Genomic DNA, 509 nt, shown 5'->3' with positions numbered 1-509 from the left:
CGGGCATCGTACATCGTCTTGATAAAGACACCACAGGTCTGATGGTTGTAGCGAAAACCGTTCCTGCGCAAACGCGTTTGGTTCGTGCTCTGCAAAAACGCAACATCACGCGTGAGTACGAAGCGATTGCAATCGGTCGTATGACCGCGGGTGGTAAAGTGGATCAACCAATTGGTCGCCACTCGACTAAACGCACACTCATGGCTGTAGCTCCTTTGGGTAAACCTGCGGTAACGCACTACCGTGTGGCAGAACACTTCCGTGAGCACACGCGTATCCGTCTGCGTTTGGAAACGGGTCGTACTCACCAAATCCGTGTTCATATGTCTTACCTACAGCATCCTCTGTTAGGTGATACTGCCTACGGTGGTCGTGCACGTATTCCTACTGGTGCATCGCAGGAACTGACGGACATGATTCGTGGTTTTGATCGTCAGGCGCTACACGCTGTAATGCTTCGTTTTGAACACCCGATAACTGGTGAAGAACTGGAATTCCATGCTCCAGTA

Annotated in this window: 1 protein-coding gene; it reads left to right on the top strand. The window is 51.3% G+C overall.

Annotated elements, in window-relative coordinates; translation table 11 throughout:
- Nucleotides 1–509, top strand: a 509-nt coding sequence (locus tag R7Q09_RS28535; RefSeq protein WP_318144257.1) for an RluA family pseudouridine synthase, incomplete at both ends; no start/stop codon positions are given.

It is taken from the genome of Vibrio sp. 2130-1 (assembly GCF_033339515.1).
This window is presented reverse-complemented; position numbering and strand designations above follow the sequence as displayed.